Annotated in this window: 18 protein-coding genes; 11 read left to right on the forward strand and 7 right to left on the reverse strand. The window is 62.6% G+C overall.

The genetic code is table 11. The features are described 5' to 3' along the window. Positions 1–85 precede the first annotated feature (85 nt). The 5 genes from ACGYLI_RS01370 to ACGYLI_RS01390 all read left to right on the forward strand — a co-directional run bounded on the left by ACGYLI_RS01370 (position 86) and on the right by ACGYLI_RS01390 (position 6183). The gene (locus ACGYLI_RS01370; RefSeq protein WP_394416529.1) at positions 86–1420 is read left to right on the forward strand and encodes a glutamine synthetase family protein; all 1335 of its coding nucleotides are present in this window, start codon (positions 86–88) and stop codon (positions 1418–1420) included. 10 nt (positions 1421–1430) lie between these two features. Then, positions 1431–2120, forward strand: coding sequence for a type 1 glutamine amidotransferase (locus ACGYLI_RS01375; protein WP_394416531.1), 690 nt, complete (start codon positions 1431–1433; stop codon positions 2118–2120). After that, positions 2120–3481: a glutamine synthetase family protein gene (locus tag ACGYLI_RS01380; RefSeq protein WP_394416533.1), complete on the forward strand. Its 1362-nt coding sequence runs from the start codon at positions 2120–2122 to the stop codon at positions 3479–3481. Before ACGYLI_RS01375 ends, ACGYLI_RS01380 begins: the two co-directional genes overlap by 1 nt. Before the next feature lie 14 nt (positions 3482–3495). After that, positions 3496–4800 (forward strand): NAD(P)/FAD-dependent oxidoreductase, encoded by a 1305-nt coding sequence (locus ACGYLI_RS01385; protein WP_394416535.1) that lies wholly within the window; start codon positions 3496–3498, stop codon positions 4798–4800. 204 nt (positions 4801–5004) lie between these two features. Then, positions 5005–6183: a DegT/DnrJ/EryC1/StrS family aminotransferase gene (locus ACGYLI_RS01390; protein WP_394416537.1), complete on the forward strand. Its 1179-nt coding sequence runs from the start codon at positions 5005–5007 to the stop codon at positions 6181–6183. Between the two features lie 31 nt (positions 6184–6214). Here the strand turns inward: ACGYLI_RS01390 and phaR are convergent, their stop codons facing one another. The 3 genes from phaR to ACGYLI_RS01405 form a co-directional block, all read right to left on the reverse strand. Next, positions 6215–6763 carry a polyhydroxyalkanoate synthesis repressor PhaR gene (gene phaR / locus ACGYLI_RS01395; protein WP_271687875.1) on the reverse strand — a complete coding sequence of 183 codons (549 nt, stop codon included), beginning with the start codon at positions 6761–6763 and terminating at the stop codon, positions 6215–6217. A 143-nt stretch (positions 6764–6906) separates the two neighbouring features. Further along, positions 6907–7350 (reverse strand): phasin family protein, encoded by a 444-nt coding sequence (locus ACGYLI_RS01400; RefSeq protein ID WP_067260985.1) that lies wholly within the window; start codon positions 7348–7350, stop codon positions 6907–6909. A gap of 151 nt (positions 7351–7501) precedes the next feature. Then, entirely contained in the window at positions 7502–9307 is a 1806-nt protein-coding gene (locus ACGYLI_RS01405; RefSeq protein ID WP_394416539.1) for a PHA/PHB synthase family protein, read from the reverse strand. A 50-nt stretch (positions 9308–9357) separates the two neighbouring features. On the opposite strand from ACGYLI_RS01405, the gene phaZ reads away from it, so the two are divergent. Further along, positions 9358–10689 (forward strand): polyhydroxyalkanoate depolymerase, encoded by a 1332-nt coding sequence (gene phaZ, locus ACGYLI_RS01410; RefSeq protein WP_394416541.1) that lies wholly within the window; start codon positions 9358–9360, stop codon positions 10687–10689. Between the two features lie 9 nt (positions 10690–10698). Here phaZ and ACGYLI_RS01415 read toward each other — a convergent pair whose 3' ends face one another. The 3 genes from ACGYLI_RS01415 to ACGYLI_RS01425 form a co-directional block, all read right to left on the reverse strand. Next, on the reverse strand, positions 10699–11409 hold the full coding sequence (locus ACGYLI_RS01415; RefSeq protein WP_271693275.1) for an alpha/beta fold hydrolase: 711 nt from the start codon (positions 11407–11409) through the stop codon (positions 10699–10701). Positions 11410–11561: 152 nt separating this feature from the next. Further along, the gene (locus tag ACGYLI_RS01420; protein ID WP_394416543.1) at positions 11562–12314 is read right to left on the reverse strand and encodes an alpha/beta hydrolase; all 753 of its coding nucleotides are present in this window, start codon (positions 12312–12314) and stop codon (positions 11562–11564) included. Between the two features lie 51 nt (positions 12315–12365). After that, positions 12366–13652 carry an MFS transporter gene (locus ACGYLI_RS01425; protein WP_394416545.1) on the reverse strand — a complete coding sequence of 429 codons (1287 nt, stop codon included), beginning with the start codon at positions 13650–13652 and terminating at the stop codon, positions 12366–12368. Positions 13653–13824: 172 nt separating this feature from the next. On the opposite strand from ACGYLI_RS01425, the gene thrS reads away from it, so the two are divergent. The 5 genes from thrS (at position 13825) to ACGYLI_RS01450 (ending at position 18488) form a co-directional block, all read left to right on the forward strand. Then, entirely contained in the window at positions 13825–15771 is a 1947-nt protein-coding gene (thrS, locus tag ACGYLI_RS01430; RefSeq protein ID WP_394416547.1) for a threonine--tRNA ligase, read from the forward strand. A gap of 224 nt (positions 15772–15995) precedes the next feature. Further along, positions 15996–16298, forward strand: a complete 303-nt coding sequence (locus tag ACGYLI_RS01435; RefSeq protein WP_394416549.1) for a DUF2282 domain-containing protein — start codon at positions 15996–15998, stop codon at positions 16296–16298. A gap of 59 nt (positions 16299–16357) precedes the next feature. Beyond that, positions 16358–17203, forward strand: coding sequence for a DUF692 domain-containing protein (locus tag ACGYLI_RS01440; RefSeq protein ID WP_394416551.1), 846 nt, complete (start codon positions 16358–16360; stop codon positions 17201–17203). After that, on the forward strand, positions 17200–17958 hold the full coding sequence (locus ACGYLI_RS01445) for a putative DNA-binding domain-containing protein (RefSeq protein ID WP_394416553.1): 759 nt from the start codon (positions 17200–17202) through the stop codon (positions 17956–17958). Before ACGYLI_RS01440 ends, ACGYLI_RS01445 begins: the two co-directional genes overlap by 4 nt. Further along, positions 17955–18488 carry a DoxX family protein gene (locus ACGYLI_RS01450; protein WP_394416555.1) on the forward strand — a complete coding sequence of 178 codons (534 nt, stop codon included), beginning with the start codon at positions 17955–17957 and terminating at the stop codon, positions 18486–18488. The genes ACGYLI_RS01445 and ACGYLI_RS01450 overlap by 4 nt, the downstream gene beginning before the upstream one ends. Here ACGYLI_RS01450 and ACGYLI_RS01455 read toward each other — a convergent pair. Further along, entirely contained in the window at positions 18485–18805 is a 321-nt protein-coding gene (locus ACGYLI_RS01455; protein ID WP_394416557.1) for an ArsC/Spx/MgsR family protein, read from the reverse strand. The genes ACGYLI_RS01450 and ACGYLI_RS01455 overlap by 4 nt on opposite strands. Positions 18806–18824: the final 19 nt, after the last annotated feature.

The raw sequence follows: 18824 nt of genomic DNA on the forward strand, positions 1-18824 counted from the left end.
CAAATTACGCGGCGCGTGGGCGCCAACCGCTTTTGCCCCCGGGCGAACCGCTTTGTGACATGCCCACCGCCCTTTCAGGTGATGTATGAACAACTGGCTTCGCAAAAATCCTCAGGTCCGCACCATTCGTGTGGCCGCCGCCGACCTCAATGGCCAAGCGCGCGGCAAGCGTATTCCCTCGCGTTTTGCCGATAAGGTGACAACCGAAGGCACCCGCTTTCCCGTCTCAGTGTTGAACCTCGACATCTGGGGCGAGGATATCGACGACAGTCCGCTGGTGTTCGAAACGGGCGATGCGGATGGCGTACTGAAACCGACCGAACGGGGCTTCATGCCGATGCCATGGCTCGACGCGCCCTCGGCCCTGCTGCCGATTTGGATGTTCCGCGAAGATGGCCGCCCCTACCCCGGCGATCCGCGCCATGCGCTGCGCGCGGTCCTGGACCGCTACAAGGCGCGCGGGCTGACGCCGGTCTGCGCCGTTGAGCTGGAATTCTTCCTGATCGACGATTCGGGCCGCAACCTTCAGGTGCCCGTCTCCCCCCGGTCGGGCAAGCGGCGCAAAGCGGCCGAGACCATGTCGATCCGCGCGCTTGACCAGTTCGATCTGTTCTTCACCGATCTTTATGACGCCTGCGAAGAGATGGACATCCCCGCCGACACCGCCATTTCCGAGGCGGGTCTGGGTCAGTTCGAGATCAACCTCATGCATTGCGATGACGCCCTGCGCGCCGCCGATGACGCATGGCTGTTCAAGATGCTGGTCAAGGGTCTGGCACGGCGGCACGGCTTTGCCGCAAGCTTTATGGCGAAACCTTATGAGGATTACTCCGGCTCCGGCCTGCACACGCATTTCTCGGTATTGGATGAGAAGGGCGACAACATCTTCGACGATGGCGGGCCGAAGGGGACCGACACGCTGCGCCACGCTGTGGCGGGCTGCATGAACGCGATGGAGGGCTCGGCGCTGGTCTTTTGCCCGCATGCCAATAGCTTTGACCGGATGGTGCCGGAATCCCACGCGCCCACCGGGGTTTGCTGGGCCTATGAGAACCGCACCGCCGCGATCCGCATCCCCTCGGGCAGCCACAAGGCGCGGCGCATCGAACACCGCGTATCGGGCGGGGATGTGAACCCCTATCTGATGCTCGCCGCCGTGCTGGGTGCAGCGCTCAACGGGATCGAAGATGCGCTTGAGCCGCCCGCCCCGATCACCGGCAACGCCTATGCCGCCGAATTGCCGCGCATGCCGAGCGATTGGAAAACCGCCATCGACCTGTTTGAAAGCTGCCCCCATGTCGCGCGGATTTTCGCGCCCGAGATGATCCGCAACTTCGTGCTGACGAAGCGTCAGGAATTGCATTACATGCAGGAATTGACCCCAGAGGAACAGGTCGAGATCTACCTCGACACTGTGTAACAGGTGACACATGAAAATCGGCATTCTGCAAACCGGCCACTCCCCCGACGACTTCCGCGAACAGCTCGGCGACTACGGGGAGATGTTCACCAAACTGCTGGATGGCCAAGGGTTTGACTTTCAAATCTGGTCGGTCGTCGATGGCATCCTGCCTGACAGCGTGACAGAGGCCGACGGCTGGCTCATCACCGGATCGAAACATGGCGCCTATGAGGATCACGATTGGATCCCCCCGCTTGAGGAGTTCATCCGCCAGACCTATGCCGATGGCCGCCCCATGATCGGCGTCTGTTTCGGACACCAGATCATCGCGCAAGCGCTTGGCGGGAAGGTCGAGAAATTCACCAATGGCTGGTCCATTGGTCGCACCGAATACGATATGGACGGTGACAAACTGGCGCTGAATGCATGGCATCAGGATCAGATTGTGGAACTGCCCGAAGGGGCCCGCGTCGTCGCCTCATCGGACTTTTGCGCCTATGCGGCGCTGGCCTATGACGACCGCATCTGGACAGTGCAGCCGCACCCCGAGTTCGGCCATGACTTCATCGATGGCTTGATCAAAACCCGTGGCAAGGGCGTGGTGCCCGAGCATCTGCTGGAACAGGCGACAGCCGCCTTGGGCGGCCCCATCGACAACCAAAAAATCGCGGACCAAATGGCCGCATTCTTTAAAGACAACAGGAAAGAGAGGGCCTGATGGCCGAGGATTGGACAGAAGCACTACCCGAAGCGGCGCGGGCCTATCTTGAGGGCCGGCGTCTGGACGAAGTGGAATGTATCATCCCCGACCTGCCCGGCATCGCCCGGGGCAAGGCCGTCCCGGCGTCGAAATTCGCGCGGCAAGAGTATTTCCACCTGCCCGACAGCATCTTTTACCAGACCATCACCGGCGAATGGGGCGAAGCGGCGGGCGATGACGGTTTCATCGAAAAAGACATGATCCTGCGCCCGGATATGGAGACGGCCACCGCCGCTCCTTGGACCGGCGATTGGACGCTTCAGGTCATCCACGACGCCTATGACCGCAACGACAAGCCGGTGGCCTATTCGCCGCGCAATGTGCTCAAACGCGTGGTGCAACTTTACCGCGACAAGGGCTGGGAGCCGGTCGTGGCCCCCGAGATGGAGTTTTTCCTTGTGGCCCGCAACATCGACCCGGCCAAGGAAATCCTGCCCATGATGGGCCGTTCGGGCCGCCCGGCGGCGGCGCGGCAGGCCTATTCGATGACCGCGGTGGATGAATTCGGCCCCGTGATCGACGACATCTACGACTTTGCCGAGGCGCAGGGTTTCGAGATCGACGGCATCACCCAAGAGGGCGGCGCGGGCCAGCTTGAGATCAACCTGCAACATGGGGATCCGGTGCGGCTGGCCGATGAGGTGTTCTATTTCAAACGGCTGATCCGCGAAGCGGCGATGCGGCATGAATGCTACGCCACCTTCATGGCCAAACCCATCGCCGATGAACCGGGCAGCGCCATGCATATCCACCATTCGGTGCTGGATGTGAAAACCGGCGAGAACATCTTTGTCGATGCCGAAGGGGAAGAGACCGCCCCCTTCCGCCATTTCATCGCCGGTTTGCAAAACCACATGCCAAGCGCGCTGGCCGTGATCGCGCCCTACGTCAATTCCTACCGTCGCTACGTCAAGGATCACGCCGCGCCGATCAACCTTGAATGGGGACGTGACAACCGCACCACGGGCATTCGCGTGCCGCTCTCGGGGCCAAAGTCGCGCCGGGTGGAAAACCGTCTCGCCGGGATGGACTGCAACCCCTACCTCGGCATCGCCGCCAGCCTTGCCTGCGGCTATCTGGGGCTGATCCAGCAGAAAGACCCGCTGCCCGAATTCAAGGGCGATGCCTATGTCGGCGAAGGGGATATTCCGCAGGTTCTGGGCCAAGCGCTCGACCTTTTCGAGGAGGCGACAGAGTTGCACGAGGCTTTGGGCCCGGATTTCGCCCGCGTCTATTCCATTGTGAAGCGAGCGGAATATGAGGAGTTCCTACAGGTCATCTCGCCTTGGGAACGTGAACATCTGCTGATGAACGTCTGAAGCCCGGAGGCCCGATGAACCTGCTCTACGCCAATGACACGCCCGGCCAGTACCCCACCAGCTGGTACGCCGCCACCGCCACGAAACACGCGGCCTACCCGCCGCTTCAGGGCGATACAAAGGCCGATGTCTGTGTCGTTGGCGGCGGCTACACCGGGCTTTCCGCCGCACTGCATCTGGCCGAGGCAGGTTACGACGTGGTGCTTTTGGACGCGCAGCGCGTCGGCTTCGGCGCCTCGGGCCGCAATGGCGGGCAATTGGGCTCGGGCCAGCGGGTAGAGCAGGATGGCCTCGAAAAGATGCTGGGCGAAGACCATGCCGCCAAGCTGTGGCAGATGGGCGAAGACGCCAAGGAACTGGTCAAATCCCTCATCGCGAAACATGAGATCGACTGTCACCTGAAGCCCGGCGTGGCTTGGACCGGCTCCACCACATCTGATGTGCGGCATCTGCATGATTATGCAGAGCATTTGCAAAAGCGCTATGGCTATGACCAGATCGAAGTGTTGGATCACGCCGCGCTGCAGTCGGTCTGCCCCTCGCCCGACTACAAGGGCGGCGTGCTCGACATGGGGGCCGCGCATCTGCATCCGCTGAACTACGCCCTCGGCCTTGCCCGCGCCGCTGTCGCCGCAGGCGTGCGCATTCATGAGACAAGCCCCGCCGAGAACATCGTCGAAGGCAGCAAGGCGCTGGTGCAAACCGCCACCGGCAGCGTCAGCGCCGATCATGTGGTGCTGGCCTGCAACGGCTATCTGGGCAAGCTCAACGGCGACGTGGCCGCCAAGGTCATGCCGATCAACAATTTCATCGCCGCGACCGAACCCTTGGGCGCGCGCGTGAAAGACGTGCTGCCCCGCGACGTGGCCGTGGCCGACAGCCGCTTTGTGGTAAACTATTTCCGACTGTCGCACGACGGACGGCTGCTGTTTGGCGGCGGCGAGAGCTATGGCTATCGCTTCCCGCAGGACATCGCCGCCAAGGTTCGCAAACCGATGTCGCAGGTCTTTCCGCAGTTGAAGGACGTTAAGATCGACTACGCTTGGGGCGGCACTCTTGGCATCACGATGAAGCGCCTGCCCTATGTGGCCCGGCTCGCGCCGAACATCCTCTCGGCCTCGGGCTATTCCGGTCACGGGGTTGGGACCGCGACCCATGCGGGCTATCTGATGGCCAAGGCGATCGAAGGCGATGCCGCGGGTTTCGACGCGATGGCCGCGATCCCGACGCAGGCTTTCCCCGGCGGGGCCTCTCTGCGGAGCCCGCTTTTGGTGCTTGCGATGCTTTGGTATGCGACGCGGGATCGGTTGGGGCTTTGACTTCGCTCTGAGCGGTCGCGCGGGTTTGGCTGGTGGTGGAGTGCGGGGGCTCTGCCCCCATCGCGCCTTTGGCGCGATTCCCCCGAGGGTATTTAGGAAAGGATGAAGGGGAAGAGGGGGTGGCCCATTGTGGGGGCATCCCCCCTTGGTTTGCGTAGGCGTTTGTTTTACTATTCTGGAAATCATTATTCAGGATTTTGAAATATGGCTTTGCCCGACATGCACCGTGCCGAACCGATCCCTGCCGAAGCGGAGGCCGCCATTGCGGTGCTTTTGCAAAGTGGCGATCTTTTTCGCTATACTGCGGCCAAGGACGCGCCTGTTTCCCTGTTGGAGGTCGAATTTGCGCAGATGATGGGCAGTGAATATGCGCTGGCCGTGTCCTCCTGCTCGGCCGCGCTGTTTCTATCCTTGCTTGCTTTGGACCTGCCGGATGGGGCGCCGGTGTTGATCCCCGGTTTCACCTTTGCTGCTGTGCCTTCTGCGGTGATCCACGCGGGCTGCAAGCCGGTGCTTTGTGAGGTGGGCGAGAATTACCGTGTGGATTTGGAGGATTTCGCCGCCAAACTGCCGGGCGTTCGGGCGGTGATCATCAGCCATATGCGGGGGCATACTTCGGATATGGATGCGATCATGGGGCTTTGCGAGGCCGCTGGCGTGCCGGTGATCGAAGACGCGGCCCATTCGCTGGGCACGCTTTGGCGGGGGCGGAAAATCGGGACGATTGGCAAGATCGGCTGTTTTTCCTTCCAGTCCTACAAGATGATTAACGCAGGCGAAGGCGGCATCCTGATCACCGATGACGCCGATCTGGTGGCGCGGGCGATCATCATGTCGGGCGCTTATGAGCATAATTGGAAGAAACACGCGGCCCTGCAAGACAGTTTTGCCAAGTGGCAGAACCGGCTGCCGCTGTACAATCTGCGCATGTCCAACCTTTCGGCTGCGATCATCCGGCCGCAATTGCCGCATTTGCCGCGCCGGGTGGCCGATGGGCTGCGCAATCACGATCACATGGCGGCGCGGCTGGCGGCCTCCCCCTTGATCGAGGTGCCGAGCCCCCTGCCCGGTGAGACCCGCGCGCCGGATTCGATCCAGTTCAATCTGGTGGGCCTCTCTGACGCCAGCATCCGCGCTTTCGCAACGGCGGCGGAAGTGGCGGGGGTAAAGGTGCAGGTCTTTGGCCAGAGCACCGACAACGCCCGCGCTTTTTGGAACTGGCAATTTATCGAAGACCTGCCCGAGCTGCCGCGCACCCGCGCCATGCTGATGCGGGCCTGCGACGTGCGGCTGCCGGTGCACTTGACGCTGGAGGAGATCGACGCCGTGGCGGATGTGATTTTGGGCGCGCTGAGGGATGTGGCCGAGGCGCAGGCAGCCTGAGGCGGGCGCGCGACGCCCGCGTCTTCTGGGGTTAGTTCAGCTTTGACAGTTTGTCCTGCAACTCTGCCAACTGCTTTTTGATCGCGTCCAGATCGTCGCCCTGTTCGGCCTGCTGTTTGGGCGGCTCTGGCGTGGTGGATTTGGCCCAGCCGCCGGTCATCGCCTTCATGAAGGCTTCTTGCTGCGCCTGCATCGCTTCCATGCCCGGCATCTTGGCCATCGGGTTCATCGCGCTCATGTTTTCGATCGCCTTGGACTGGCCATCGCGCAGCATGTCGAAGGAGGCCTGCAGGAACTGCGGCACCACCGAGACATTGCCCGACATATAGCTGCGCACCAGATCGGTCAGCACATCGACCGGCAAGACGGCCTCGCCCCGGCTTTCGTGTTCGGCGATGATTTGCAACAGATATTGCCGTGTCAGGTCATCGCCGGATTTCAGATCGACGATCTGAACCTCGCGCCCGTCGCGGATGAAACCGGCGATATCTTCCAGCGTGACGTAATCGCTTGTTTCGGTGTTGTAGAGCCTGCGGCTGGCATAGCGTTTTATCAGCAAGGGCTTCGGTTTGTCCGCCATGATGTTACTCCCGACCAATGGTGCTGCATCGCAGCTTAGGACAGCGATCGGCAAATAGAAAGAGCGCATGACAAAAGGGCAGGCCTGTCTGGACCTGCCCTTTCTTTAAGCATCCCCTGGCGCTGGAAAGCCCAGCGTCAGATTTACTTCACAGTCGCTTTCTTGGCGGCCGCCTGTGCGGTGGCCACGCCTTCGGTGGTCGCGGCTTTGGCGTCGCTTTGCAGGTCTTTACCAGCCGACATCATCAGCTCGACGGTGTCCATCTGAACCTTTTTCGCGATCTCGGCAAAGGCGGCCATATGCTCGGCCGCGGATTCGGCGGAGGCGGAGGCGAAATCGGTCATCGCTTTGGCATAGTCTGTGGGCTCGGCTTTGACCTTGGTCATCTCGGTCAGGCGGGCCAGCGTCTCTTTGGTCCAGGCGGTGGAGATATCGGCGGATTTTTCAGCCGCGTCGAAGGCAACGCCGGAGAGTTTCTCGTTCAGGGTGGCGGTGTTTTTGAATGCGTCTTGCATGGCGGCGTTATCCACCGGGAAAGCGCCCAGAACGTCTTTGAACATCGCGGTCATGTCAGGTGTCTTGGTCATGTCTCAATCCTTTTAATGCTACTGTGGCAAGGGAGCGGGGAGACCCGTCCGTTTCGCGTCTGACCACAACATAGATGCCGCAGCGCAGCATTTCAAGGTTTTTTCTGCATTGCAGCATGATCCCGAAGGGTGTTTGGATTACCTAAGGTAATCAGTCGTTTGCCTTGCGGGTCACATAACTGCCCGGGGCATCAGCGAGAATCTCGCGCCCATCGTCGCCGGGAAACCGTGCGGGAATCATTGCCCCTGCCCGTTTGGCGAGCCATTTGCCCCACCGTGGCCACCAAGACCCTTCGTGAAAGGCGGCGGCCTCGCGCCATGCGGCGTAGTCCTGCGTGAGATCGCCGTTCACATAGTGGCCGTATTTCTTCCGATTGGGTGGATTGACGATGCCCGCGATATGGCCCGATTGCGCCATGATGAAGGTCTTGTCCTTCGAGCCCATCTGCTGCACCCCGCGGTAGCAGTCTTTCCACGGCGCGATGTGATCCGTCTCACAGGCCACGGCGCAGAGCGGCACCTCGATATCATCCAGCGTCAGCCGCTCTCCGAGCAGTTTGAAACCGCCCTCGGCCAATTCGTTTCGTTGGCACAGGCCGCGCAGGTATTGCATTGCCATCTGCCCCGGCAGATTGGCCCCGTCGCCGTTCCAATAGAGCAGGTCAAAGGCCGGGGGTGTCTCGCCCATCATGTAGCTGCGCACGGCAGGGCCATAGACCAGATCGTTGGACCGCAGGAATGAAAAGGTGCGCGCCATGACGACCGAGGGCAGAATGCCTTTATCCGCCGTCTCGGCCTCGATCCCGTCGATGAAGTCATTGGTGAGGAAGGGCTGAAACTCTCCTTGATCCGAGAAATCGGTGAGCGCGGTGAAGAAGGTGGCGGATTTGATCGAGCTATCGCCACGTTTTTTCAACAGCGACAGGGTCAGCGCCAGCGTGGTGCCGGCGATGCAATAGCCCACCACGTTGAGGCGCTTTTCCTGAGTGATCGCCTTCACCTCTTCAATCGCGGCGAGGTAGCCTTCTTCGACGTAATCCTCCATGCCGATCTGGGCATAGCTGGCATCGGGGTTCACCCATGAGACGATGAACAGCGTGTGCCCCTGATCGACCAGCCATTTGACGAGGCTGTTCTGCGCCTTGAGGTCGAGAATGTAGAACTTGTTGATCCACGGCGGGAAAATCAACAGCGGGGTTTTATGGACCTCTTTGGTGCTGGGGGAGTATTGGATCAACTCGAACATGCGGTTGCGAAACACCACCTTGCCCGGCGTGGTGGCGATGTTGCGACCCAGCTCAAAGGCGCTGTCATCCGCCAGTTTCACGACCAGCTCGCCGTTATTGGCCTCCAGATCCGCGATCAGGTTCTCCAGACCTTTCACGAGGCTTTCGCCCTCGGTCTCCACCGCGCGTTCCAACACATCGGGATTGGTGGCGAGGAAGTTGGTCGGGGACATCATCGCGATGATCTGCTGGCTGAAATAGACCAGCCGCTTTTTCTCGGCCGGGTCCATGTCTTGGGCATCTTCGACCGCTTGGCGCAGCGCCTCGGCGTTGATCAGATACTGCTGTTTGATGAAGTTGAAATAGGGATGCGTCTGCCACAGCGGATTGGCGAAACGTTTGTCGGTCGGCGCGTCCTCTTCAACCGGGGCCAAACCGCCCTTGGCCAGCGCCTGCTGCGCCTCGACGAAATGGGCGACCGATTTGGTCCAATAGCCCATCTGATGCTCCATCAAACGGGCCGGATTGGTCATCGCTTCGGCCCAGTAAGACTGTGCCGCCTTGGCAAAAAGCTGTTGGTTCGGACCATCGAGCGCGGGCTGATGGCCCTCGCGCTGCGCCATCACACGGGTCAGGCGCTGGCTTAATTCTTCAACCTTTTTCAAGTTTTGCGCCATACGAGACAGGGCTTGAGGCTCGGCAATCTCCGGATTCTCGGATTCTGTTGTCATCTTAACCCTTACCTCCTATCTTCGCAGGTGCAGCATAAAGGAGCCCCCACATGCGCTATATGGCCACCTACGACATGATGGAGTCCATCCGGAACACCAATCAATGGCTCGGCGCGTCTGCGCTTGCTATGGCATCCTACCCGGCTTTCTCTCTGTTTCCAAACCCTGCGATGGAATGGCTCGCCGCTTGGGGTGAGGTGACGGAGCGGACCTTTGCCCGCATGGTCGTGAAACCCGATTGGGACATCCCCCCGGTGGTCGGCCCCAAGGGGCAGGACTGTCTGGTCAGCATCGAGCCGGTGATGGAACGGCCCTTTGGCGATTTGCTGAAATTCTCGGTCCAAGGCCGCGAAGAGACGGGCCGCAAGGTTCTTTTGGTCGCGCCGATGTCGGGTCATTACGCCACGCTGCTCCGTTCCACTGTGATCTCCCTGCTGCCTGATTGCGACGTCTATGTGACGGACTGGCACAATGCGCGTGATATTCCAGTTAGTGCGGGCAAGTTCGACATCGAGGATTATACGCTCTACCTCGTTGATTTCATGCATCACCTTGGCCCCGACACCCATGTGATCGCGGTCTGCCAGCCTGCGCCGCTGACGCTGGCCGCCACCGCCTATCTGGCCGAGGAAGCGCCCGAAGCGCAGCCGCGCACGCTGACGCTGATCGGCGGGCCGATCGACCCCGATGCCGCGCCCACAGACGTGACGGATTTCGGCCATAGCGTGACCATGGGCCAGCTTGAGCAGATGATGATCCAGCAGGTCGGCTTCAAATACGCGGGCGTGGGGCGCAAGGTCTATCCGGGGCTGTTGCAGCTTACCTCTTTCATCTCGATGAACAATGACACTCACCGCGATGCCTTTGCCAATCAGATCACCCGCGTGGCGCAAAAGACGGCGCATGAGCATGACAAGCACAACAAGTTCTACGACGAATACCTCGCCGTGATGGACATGCCGGCGGAGTTCTACCTGTCAACCGTGCAACGCATTTTCAAAGAGCGCGAGATCGCGCGCAACGTCTTCACCGTGGCGGGCCGTCAGGTCGACATCGGCAAGATCACCACCGTCGCCGTCAAAACGGTCGAGGGCAGCAAGGACGACATTTCGGCCCCCGGCCAGTGCATCGCCGCTCTTGATCTGCTGACTGGACTGCCGGATGCCAAGAAGGCCAGCCATCTTGAGCAGGGCGCGGGCCATTACGGGATCTTCGCGGGCAAAAGCTGGCGCAACAACATCCGGCCCTTGGTGCTCGACTTTATCGACGCGAACAACGGCACGCCTGCGCCGCAGAACCCTGCGCCCCAAACTCCCGGCCCGCAAAAGCCTGCCTCTCAGAAACCCGAGGCCAAGAAGAGCGATAAACCGGCAGCGGCCTGACCCGCTGCCCTATTGCAGCACCAGAGGTTGATGCAGCCAGTCGCGCAGCGCGGCGGTGGTCGCCTCTGGCTGCTCTAGGCTGGGCAGATGGCCCGCGTCTTCGAGCACCGTCAGCTTGGCATAGGGGATCATCTCGGCCATGAAGGCATGGCGTTTGACCGGGCAGAGCGTGTCATGCTCCCCACAAAGCACCAGCGCGGGCACCTTGCATTTGCGCAGCACCGCCTGTTGATCGCGCCGCCGTTGCAACGCGCGGGATTGGCGGACGAAGACATCGCCGCCCAGCGTCTCGGCCATCTCCATCGCGCGGGTCAGCACCTCCCCCCGCCCCTTGCCGGGGGCGAGGAAACCATTGGCCATCCGCGCCTGCATCGCCTCCCCCAGCTTGCCCGACTGCGCCATGATGATCTGCGGTTCACGGTCCGCGGCAATGGCGGGCAGTTCGGCCAGCACATGGGTCGCCAGCAGGGCGATGCGGCTGATCCGGTCGGGCGCGCGGCGCAGCAGTTCCAGCGCCACCACACCGCCCATGCCCTGCCCCACCAGCGCGAAACGCGGCGGCAGTTGATCCAACAGGCCCGAGGCGATCTCTTCGATCCGTTCGCCTTGGGTGATCGGGGCCAGCACCACGGTCCCGCGCGGCGAGAGCGCTTGAATCTGCGGCGTGAAGACACGCGCGTCGCACATCATGCCGGGCAGCAGAACGATCGGCTCAGCCATTGGCCAGGCTCCGGTGCGGTATGCGGTTGAAATGACGTGGTTTCATGCCGTCCCCCTTGGGTTTGGCAGTCTCTTAGCATGGGCGGTTTCGGGGGACAGCGGGGCGCAGGCGCGTCGGCGGTTCCATGCCCGCGCCCTTGGTCAGCCCTTGGTCACCCCGCGTCGCCGGAGACCGCGTTGATCGCCTCCACGATCATCGCCAGACAGCGCGCGTCCGAGAACCGGTGATCGGCATCCTCGACCAGCGTCAGTTGCATGTCGGGGCTTTGCGCATGCTCCAACAGCCGCACCGCCGTGGCCGTGCTGACGGCGGTGTCCGCCGTGCCCTGCAACAGGCGCACCGGGAACGGCAGGTTCAGCGGATCGCGCAGCACCAACCGCTTGCGCCCGTCCTCGATCATCCGGCGGGTGATGATGTAGGGCTCCATATAGTCCGACGGCAATTCGACCTGCCCGACCTCTTCCAACGACTGTTTCTGCGCCTCGGTGAAATTCGCCCAATAGCCATCTTCGGTGAAATCGGGGGCCGCGGCGATGCCGACCAGCCCGGCGACCCGCTCGGGCAGATGCCGCGCCAAGAGCAGCGCCTGCCAGCCGCCCATCGAGGAGCCGACGACGATCAGCGGCCCCTCGGTCAGCGCCGCGACTGCGGCCAGCGTGTCTTCGTGCCAATCGCCGATGCACCCTTCGGTAAATAGGCCCGACGATTCCCCATGGCCCGAATAGTCGAAGCGCAGAAAGGCGCGCCCCTCGGCCCGCGCCCAGTCTTCGAGATAGACCGCCTTGGTCCCCATCATGTCGGACTTCAGCCCGCCCAGAAACACCACGCAGGGCCCCGCCCCTTCGGTCTTGTGATAGGCGATGCGCCGCCCCTGCGGCGTGTCGATGAATTTGCTGTCTGCCATGCTGCCTCCGTCGTTCGTCCAATCATGGGCATCGCGGCGGATGAGGGCAAGTCAGTCCTCGGCCAGATGCTCAACCTCCGGCAGCCAATGGGCCAACACGGCGGCGGCCAGCGCCATGACGGCAAAAAGCATCAGCGTTGCTTGCGCCCCGATCAGCGCAGCCCCGCCGCCCAGCACGCCCGCCAGCAGCAAGAGCAGCCCGATCACTGTATTGCTCACCGCCGCATAGGCGGCGCGCTGGTCTTTCGGGGCCATGTCGACCAGATAGGTCGACCGCCCCTGCCGCACGCCGTGATAGGCGATCATCAGGATGAAGAGCACGGCGGGCATCGCCCAGACCGCCTGCGCCAGACCAAGGAACCACAGCCCCACCGCCAGCGCCATCGCCACTGCGCCAACGATGCCGGTCAGCATCAGCACCCGGCGGCTCGACATATCCGACAGCCGCCCCCAGACGTAGGAGCTGACCAAAGACGCCAGCGCCGAGGCCAGCACCAAGGCCCCCAATTGCCCCAACTGCCCGCTCTCTGACGAACCGGCAAGCACCACCAAATAGGGCGGCGCGAGCGCGGTCGAGACCAGAAGCCCGCGCACTAGAATGAAGAGCCACAGATCGTGGTTGCCGCGCAGCAGTTTGAAATCCACGCCATCGGCCTCTTCGGTCTCGCTCGGCGCTTCCATGATCGTCGAGAACAACAGCGCCGCGCCGATCCATAGCGCCGCCGCCAGCGCGATGGCTGCCACGACAACGCCCCGGCTTTGAAACAGCCCCGACATCAAAAGCCCGGCAAAGATCACCACCCCGACCGAGGAGACCGACCCCGCCAAACCTGTCACCGATCCGCGCCGGGTCTTGCCCACGGTCTTGCCCAGAATTTCCTTGAACGACACCGAACAGGCCGCGCGGCAAACGGCGAGCAGCGCCAGCGCGGCGCAAACCGCATAGCCCGCCATGGCCCCCTTAAGGCTGAGCGCAGCAAGGGCGATCAGCCCCGCCGCCACGCCCTGCCCGACCGAGCCCCAGACCCAAGCCCATTTTCGCCGCGCCATGCGCTGCACCACGCCCGCCAGCGCGATCTGCGGCAAAAGCGACCCGGCCTCGCGGATCGGCACCAAGGCGCCCGCGAAAACCGCAGGCGCGCCGAGGGCGCTCAACAGCCATGCTAAGACCAGTTTCGGGTCGATCAGACCATCGGCCACTTTGGTCATTGACAGCGACACGATATGGCGCAGCCCGTTGCGCGCCTCGGCCCTTTGCGCCTTGTCGTCCAACCCCGGTGCCGGGTCGTCCGCCCCCGAAATTGTCTCGAATGCGCGCTGCGCCGTGTCGTCTTGCATCTGACCGATCCTCACTGTTGCCCGCCTGACATAGCGCGCCATCGCCCTGCCGCAACTTTCCCGAAGCGGCCCCGCTTGCATTGACAAGCCGCGCCCGCCCCGCCACATAGGCCCAACACATAACCCGCAACCGGGCGTCTCGTAGGCGCCAAACCGACGAGGAGCGCCCAAGATGGCCCAAATCTCCCTAACCCTTCCCGATGGCAACAGCCGGCAGTACGACGCCGGGATCACCGCTGGTGAAGTGGCTGCCGATATCTCTAAATCGCTCGGCAAAAAGGCCATCAGTGCCACCGTGAACGGCGCGCATTACGATCTGGCTTGGCCGATCGAAACCGACGCCAGCATCGCCATCCACACCATGGCCGACGAGGAACAGGCCAACGAGCTGGTGCGCCACGACCTTGCGCACATCATGGCCCGCGCCGTGCAGGAAATCTGGCCCGACACCAAGGTCACCATCGGCCCGGTGATCAAGGACGGCTGGTATTACGACTTCGACCGCAAAGAGCCCTTTACCCCCGAAGACCTCGGCGCGATCGAAAAGAAGATGAAAGAGATCATCAACAAGCGTGACCCCGTCCGCACCGAGGTCTGGGACCGCGCCCGCGCGATCAAACATTACGAGGACCTGAACGAGCCCTATAAGGTCGAGCTGATCAACGCGATCCCCGGGGATGAGCCGCTGCGCATGTATTGGCATGGCGATTGGCAAGACCTCTGCCGTGGGCCGCATCTGCAACACACCGGCCAAGTGCCGGGCGATGCCTTCAAGCTGATGTCCATCGCCGGTGCCTATTGGCGCGGCGACAGTGACCGCGCCATGTTGCAGCGCATCTACGGCGTGGCCTTCACCGGCAAGGAGAAACTGCGCGCCCACCTCAACATGCTGGAGGAGGCCGCCAAACGCGACCACCGCAAGCTGGGCAAGGAGATGGGCCTGTTCCACATGCAGGAAGAGGCACCCGGTCAGGTCTTCTGGCACCCCAACGGCTGGCGCATCTACACCACCCTGCAAGATTACATGCGGCGGATGCAGGACCGCGACGGCTATGTCGAGGTGAACACCCCGCAGGTCGTGGACCGCAAGCTGTGGGAAAAATCCGGCCACTGGGACAAGTATCAAGAGAACATGTTCATCGTCGAAGTCGACGAGGACCATGCCCGCGAAAAGGCGGTGAATGCGCTCAAGCCGATGAACTGCCCCTGCCACGTTCAGGTCTTCAACCAAGGTCTCAAATCCTACCGCGACCTGCCGCTGCGCATGGCCGAGTTCGGCTCTTGCGCGCGCTACGAGCCTTCGGGCGCGTTGCACGGCATCATGCGGGTGCGCGGCTTTACCCAAGACGACGGCCATATCTTCTGCGCCGAGGATCAGATCACCTCGGAAACCGCGAAATTCATTGCCTTCCTGTCCAAGGTCTATGCCGACCTCGGCTTCCATAACTGGACCATCAAACTCTCCACCCGCCCCGAAAAGCGGATCGGCTCGGACGAGACCTGGGACCACATGGAACAGGCGCTTGGCGATGCCTGCAAGGCCGCGGGCTATGACTTCGAGGTGCTGGAGGGCGAAGGCGCCTTCTACGGCCCGAAGCTGGAGTTCACCCTGACCGACGCCATCGGGCGCAACTGGCAATGCGGCACCCTGCAAGTCGACGCGAACCTGCCCGAACGGCTGGAGGCGAGCTTCATCGGGCAGGACGGCAATAAGCATCGCCCCGTGATGCTGCACCGCGCCACCCTGGGCAGTTTCGAGCGCTTCATCGGCATCCTGATCGAGGAACACGCCGGCAAGCTGCCCTTCTGGATCGCGCCGAGGCAGGTGGTCGTGGCCTCCATCACCTCCGAGGCCGATGACTATGTGGCCGAGGTCGTGGAAACGCTGAGGGCCGCCGGCGTCCGCGCCGAGGCGGACATGCGCAACGAGAAGATCAACTACAAGGTCCGCGAGCATTCGCTGGGCAAGGTGCCGGTGATCCTCGCCGTGGGCGCGCGCGAAGTCGAAGAGCGCACGGTCTCGGTCCGGCGTCTGGGGCAAAAGCAGACATCCGTACAGCCGCTCGACGCACTCACCGCCGAACTGGCACAGGACGCGACCCCGCCTGACCTGCGCTAACGCACTGTAACAAACATGCGCTCCGGCGGATTTGCGGGCAATATGCCCCCTACCTGCCGGAGCGTTTTTGTAACAATCCCTCCCTTCCTGCGCGGGATCGTTACAACTTTCGCCGTTTTTCCGCGCGAATTCTGACGGGACTGTGACACACTCGCTCGTGACTGGCTTGTGAGCGAACGGGCTGCTCTAGTAACCCTGTCAACACCATCAGGAAGGAAATGACAATGTCCAACACACTCAAGACCGCCGCCATCGTAGGGGCCGTCGCCGCCGCACTCGGCAGCCACGCCACCACCGCAACCGCCGCCTCGCAAGAGAAATGCTACGGCGTGTCGCTGGCTGGTGAGAACGACTGCGCCGCCGGTCCCGGCACGACCTGCGCCGGCACATCCGTGACCGATTACCAAGGCAACGCATGGACCCTCGTCGACGAAGGCACCTGCACCGAGATCGACCTGCCCGCCATGGCCGACGGGACCGAGCGGACCGGCTCTTTGGAACCGCTCGACCGCGACCTGCCCGCTTAATCAAAGCGGTCCGGGCGGCACCCGCCCGGACCCTGCCCCGCCCCATGCCGGAGGCCGATATGCGCGACGATACCCCCCCTCTCACCACACTGCCCAATGCCCCCGGGGTCGGATATAGATCCCGGCACTTTGATGGCTTGATGGCTGATCCCGGCCCGGTCCGCTGGATCGAGGTGCATGCCGAGAACTACATGGGCGACGGTGGCCGCCCCCATGCGCAGCTGCGCGCCTTGCAGGAATGTTTCGCCCTGTCGGTTCATGGCGTCGGCCTGTCGATCGGCGGCGAAGGCCCCCTCGACGCAGACCACCTCGCGCGGCTCAAGACCCTCTGTGACCGAACCCAGCCCGCGTCCTTCTCCGAACATCTGGCGTGGTCGACCCATGGGATGGAATATCTCAACGACCTCCTCCCCCTGCCCTATACCGAAGAAACGCTGACCCGCGTCGCCGCGCATATCAATCAGGTGCAAGAGGTCTTGGGGCGGCAAATGCTGCTTGAAAACCCCTCAAGCTACCTCGCATTCGAAGAATCTGACTTGTCCGAAACTGACTTTTTAGCCGAGATCATCGCGCGCACCTCCTGCGGGCTCTTGCTGGATGTCAACAATGTCTTCATTTCAGCCACCAACCTCGGGCTATCGCCGCAGGGCTACATCGACGCCTTCCCGACAGACCATGTGGGGGAGATCCATGTGGGCGGCCATGACGACGACACCGACGATCACGGCGCGCCACTGTTGATCGACAGCCATGGCAAAGAGGTCGTCGATCCGGTCTGGGACTTGCTCAGCTACACGCTGGCCCAAACCGGTCCAAAGCCGGTACTGGTCGAGTGGGACAATGACGTGCCCGACTGGCCCGTCCTGCGGGCCGAAGCCAATCGCGCCGCCGAGGTGCTGGCGTGACCGACCAGCACAGTTTTCGCGCGGGGTTGCTTGATCCCGCACGCCCCGCCCCCGCGGGGCTGCGCGATGGCAAGGGGCAACCGGCGGGCGCGCGCTATGGCGTCTATCGCAACAATGTCACCCATTCCCTGATCGCCGCCCTCGAAGTGGCCTTTCCGCTGGTGCGCAAGCTGATCGGTGCCCGCAATTTTGCCGAACTCGCGCCGCTCTATGTCCGGGCGCATCCGCCGAAATCGCCCCTGATGATGCATTATGGCGCGGATTTCCCGGGGTTCATCGCAGGTTTCGCGCCACTGGCGAGGATCGGCTATCTCGCCGATGCCGCAAGGCTCGACCTCGCGCTGCGGTCTTCCTACCACGCCGCCGACGCGGCACCGCTGGTTCCGCAGACCTTCAAGGCGCTCCCTCCCGATGCGCTGATGGGGGCCAAGCTCACCCTCGCCCCCGCGACCCGCATTTTGCGATCAGATTGGCCGCTTTTCGACATCTGGCGCTATAATTTCAACGATAACGCGCCCAAGCCGCGCAACGTGGCGCAGGACGTGGTGATCACCCGCCCCGCCTATGACCCCGCCCCGCATCTGACACCGCCCGGCGCGGCGCAATGGCTCGGTCACCTTGCCGAGGGGCGGACCTTCGGGACGGCCCATGATGCCACAGTCGGTGCCGCACCTGAGTTCGACCTCGCCGCCGCCCTAGGCTTTGCCCTGAGCCACGGCGTCTTCAGCGCGATTTCCGTGGAGGAAAGCCAATGACCCGATTTCTGCCCCTTTACCGCACCACCGCCGACCGACTGGAGCGGGCCGGCTGGCTGCTTCCGACCCTTGCCCGGTTCCTCTTTGCCGCGGTGTTGCTGGTCTACTTCCTGAACGCCGGTCTAACCAAACTCGGCCCCGGCCCTTTGGGCATCTTCACCCCTTCCACCGGGGCCTACGCCCAGATCTTCCCCCGCGTTTTCGAGGCGGTCGGCTATGACAGCGACGCGCTTGGGCTGTTTCATTGGCTTGTTGTCGTCGCCGGAACAGTGGCGGAGTTCATCCTGCCCCTGCTCATCGTCATCGGGCTGCTGACCCGGCTGGCCGCGCTGGCAATGGTAGGCTTTGTCGTGGTGCAATCGCTGACCGATCTCTACGGCCACGGCAGCGCCCTCGGCGCGTGGTTCGACCGTTTCCCCGACGCCCATATCCTCGACCAGCGGGCGCTCTGGATCTTCTTGCTTTTGGTGCTCGTCATCAAAGGGGCCGGCCCCCTGTCACTGGACCGGCTGATAGCAGGCCGCGGTTAAAGCATCGCTTGAACGTCGGCTTCTATCTCTTTGTTCCACCCCAGAAACAGCCGATCATCCGCCGCAATCAGGGGCCGCTTCATCAGGGCCGGATGGGCTTTAATCAGGGCCAGCGGCTCTTCCTTGCGGGCCGCGTCATCCAAACCCCGCCAGGTGGTCGAACGGGTGTTGAGCAAGGCCGCACCAAACTGCGCATGGGCCTTTTCCAAGACCGCGGTGGGCACGCCCTCCTCCCGCACGTCGACCAATTGCGCCTCTGGCAGCGCCTTTTTCGCCTTACGACAGCTGTCACAATTTTTCAGCCCATAAATTAGCACATCCGTCTCCCTCAGCCTC

Origin of the sequence: Sulfitobacter sp. 1A13421 (assembly GCF_043557285.1) — a bacterium.
Lineage (GTDB): Bacteria > Pseudomonadota > Alphaproteobacteria > Rhodobacterales > Rhodobacteraceae > Sulfitobacter > Sulfitobacter faviae.

Coding starts and splice junctions, on each gene's coding strand:
- ACGYLI_RS01370 (WP_394416529.1), top strand. CDS start 86: ATGAACAACTGGCTTCGCAAAAATCCTCAGGTCCGCACCATTCGTGTG.
- ACGYLI_RS01375 (WP_394416531.1), top strand. CDS start 1,431: ATGAAAATCGGCATTCTGCAAACCGGCCACTCCCCCGACGACTTCCGC.
- ACGYLI_RS01380 (WP_394416533.1), top strand. CDS start 2,120: ATGGCCGAGGATTGGACAGAAGCACTACCCGAAGCGGCGCGGGCCTAT.
- ACGYLI_RS01385 (WP_394416535.1), top strand. CDS start 3,496: ATGAACCTGCTCTACGCCAATGACACGCCCGGCCAGTACCCCACCAGC.
- ACGYLI_RS01390 (WP_394416537.1), top strand. CDS start 5,005: ATGGCTTTGCCCGACATGCACCGTGCCGAACCGATCCCTGCCGAAGCG.
- phaR (WP_271687875.1), bottom strand. CDS start 6,763: ATGGCGGACAAACCGAAGCCCTTGCTGATAAAACGCTATGCCAGCCGC.
- ACGYLI_RS01400 (WP_067260985.1), bottom strand. CDS start 7,350: ATGACCAAGACACCTGACATGACCGCGATGTTCAAAGACGTTCTGGGC.
- ACGYLI_RS01405 (WP_394416539.1), bottom strand. CDS start 9,307: ATGACAACAGAATCCGAGAATCCGGAGATTGCCGAGCCTCAAGCCCTG.
- phaZ (WP_394416541.1), top strand. CDS start 9,358: ATGCGCTATATGGCCACCTACGACATGATGGAGTCCATCCGGAACACC.
- ACGYLI_RS01415 (WP_271693275.1), bottom strand. CDS start 11,409: ATGGCTGAGCCGATCGTTCTGCTGCCCGGCATGATGTGCGACGCGCGT.
- ACGYLI_RS01420 (WP_394416543.1), bottom strand. CDS start 12,314: ATGGCAGACAGCAAATTCATCGACACGCCGCAGGGGCGGCGCATCGCC.
- ACGYLI_RS01425 (WP_394416545.1), bottom strand. CDS start 13,652: ATGCAAGACGACACGGCGCAGCGCGCATTCGAGACAATTTCGGGGGCG.
- thrS (WP_394416547.1), top strand. CDS start 13,825: ATGGCCCAAATCTCCCTAACCCTTCCCGATGGCAACAGCCGGCAGTAC.
- ACGYLI_RS01435 (WP_394416549.1), top strand. CDS start 15,996: ATGTCCAACACACTCAAGACCGCCGCCATCGTAGGGGCCGTCGCCGCC.
- ACGYLI_RS01440 (WP_394416551.1), top strand. CDS start 16,358: ATGCGCGACGATACCCCCCCTCTCACCACACTGCCCAATGCCCCCGGG.
- ACGYLI_RS01450 (WP_394416555.1), top strand. CDS start 17,955: ATGACCCGATTTCTGCCCCTTTACCGCACCACCGCCGACCGACTGGAG.